Here is a 2,527-nt window from a genome sequence, read left to right as displayed (position 1 = left end):
CAATAAAAAAGTGATTCCATCAATTACAAAGAAGAAATCACTTACTAGCATCAATTAAGGAAATAAACAGCAGAGATATTCATTCGTACATACAGCATGACCGTGTTCAGTCTTAGCTTTTAATACAGACAGAGCCATACTATTCTAGTGCTTTAAAACACTTCAGTTTCAGTCAATTGAGCTATAACCAAACTGCTTATGCACCCATGCACCCACATCAATAATCTCAAGGTTGAGAATTTCACATAATTTCACATGCATTCACACATATCCTTCGGTGACATCATAATATGAGCATCAGTCAAAGCAGACCATAGCCAGCTCATGACTTAAGAAAATTCCCACACCATAAAAAAACTTCCACACCATAAAAATATGAGACTTTCTTCACGAGCTTTACACGAACTCACAAGGGATAAGCTTGATAATTCCTAATGAAAGATTACACTCAATAGTCAGAGCTATTAAGTGGTGTATAGGCTATGGGCAACATATTAAAATCAGCATTGATTATACTTTCCACCATATTTTCAACATCTGCTTTTTCTGAATTAGAATCACAATATTCAATAAGCAAAATTTATCCAAGTAGTGGGCTTTATTCTTCACTTGACAGATCCTGCCAGAAGAGTAATGAAAATATCAATATAGGTATTATTGATGACTTGGATGAACCATTTAGAATAAAATTTGACAATTACATTTCTGGAATCGAGTCAGATTACCTTATGACGATTTTCCCCTGCGAAAAAGATAACATCCGTTACATTTCTTACGCTTCGATGGATGAACTAAAGCGAGCTATGGACGATGGCTTGATTCAATTTTCAATTGCAGGATCCGGTTTTGATGAGGGCGATTATAAAAAGACAACCTTCATTTCAGAAAAGTATGTCGCATTAACTGTTAATGATAGACCTGAACTTAATAGCAACCTTTCGATTGGTTATGTCAATCATTGCTTTAGTAACGAGCTACAAGACTCTGGGTATGATAGTTTCCAATGTGTTCATTTCGATAGTGCCAATGATGCTTATATTTCCATGATCAACGGTGATATTGATTTCGCCATAATAAATTATTTTTCTGCCATATATTTAATGAACAAAATTGATAGTAAGGCTGTAAATATATTTAAGTATTTCGACAAAAATTTTGAACGATACCTTATTTACAAAAACCCAGAATATAAAAATATGGTTAATTTAAAACACTTAAGATATAAAAGCCAACTGATTAAATCTATATGGCACATCGATGCTAGTCATAGCTATCCCATTGAATTAACACAAGCTGAAAAAAAATGGATAGCCGAAGAAAAACCCATTATTTCTGTCGCATTCAATAGTTCTTTGCCACCCTATACTTTCTACGATTCAAAAGGAAATGAAGCTGGTATAATTTCAGATTTCCTTTCAACAATTGGTGTAAAAACGGGGCTGAAGTTTCAGTGGGTAAGAATTACGAAACTTCCTGACATCGTGAGTAACATAATGAGTAATCGTGTTAATATGAGCCCATCAGCATCTTATTCAAAGGAAGTGGACGACTATTTATCTTACACCATCCCTTATGCATCAACCGAAATTTCAGTGGTTACCAGTAAAAAGAAAAATGAAAATACAAATAACACAATTGCTGTTTCTGGTACTTACAACTTAAAAAAATATTTAGAAAATACCTACCCCAATTCAAAAATAATTTTTACAGACAATACATTAACGGCAGTGGAACTCGTTGCGAAAGGAAGTGCTGATTCCGCCTATGGTTACAGTGAAGTCATGAATTTTTTAGTCAATGTATACTTTCAAAAGGAGCTTACTTATAAAGTCATATCAACAAAATATCAAGGCGACCTCAGGTTTGTGATTAGCAAAAAATATGAACATCATGAGATGCTCAAAAGCATACTCGATAAATCCATTGCAAGCCTAGGATTCAGTTACATTGATAAATCAAATGAAAAATGGGATTCTTATCTTGTAAATTCGGAATCTGTTTGGGTAGAAAAAGAAGATAAGGTTAATCAATATTTCTATATTATATTGGTCATTTTGTTTTTAATATTTATATACTTAATTATCTTCTCTCTGAGAGAAATACGAAGAAAGAAAGTATTATCAGAATGGAAATTTAAAGCAAACCTCATTGACGGCATTCCTATTCCTATTGTTGTTAGAGATACTGAATCTAGGTTTGTTCATTTCAATAAGTCATTTTCTGAGTTCAGTTCTAAGGATACAAGTGATTTCTGTATTCTTGGAAAAAAAACTTCCGAGTATCCGAATAAACATTTAGGTAAAGACTTTTTGGATAATGAAGAAGTACGATTTTTTGAAATGCTTAAATCACCTGAACCAACTCACAATACCATTAAATTCATACGAGATGATGAGGAGATGGTACTGAAAGAATGGTCAGTTCCCTATCATGTAGATGGAAAAACTAAAGGACTTATTACTGGTTGGATAGATTTGACTGAAATCAACCATCTTAATTCTCAATTAATAATTTCTAGAGATGAAGC

General features: G+C 33.0%; 1 protein-coding gene. It reads left to right on the top strand.

What is annotated here, in order from left to right; translation table 11 throughout:
• Nucleotides 1–482: 482 nt before the first annotated feature.
• Nucleotides 483–2,527, top strand: a 2,045-nt coding sequence (locus AACT21_RS08805) for a transporter substrate-binding domain-containing protein (protein WP_141195245.1), incomplete at its 3' end; no start/stop codon positions are given.

Source organism: Vibrio sp. V08_P9A1T1, assembly GCF_963874405.1.
In the GTDB taxonomy this organism is placed as follows: Bacteria; Pseudomonadota; Gammaproteobacteria; order Enterobacterales; family Vibrionaceae; genus Vibrio; species Vibrio anguillarum.
Note: the sequence above shows the minus strand (reverse complement) of the source record. Positions and strands in the feature narration are given on the sequence as shown.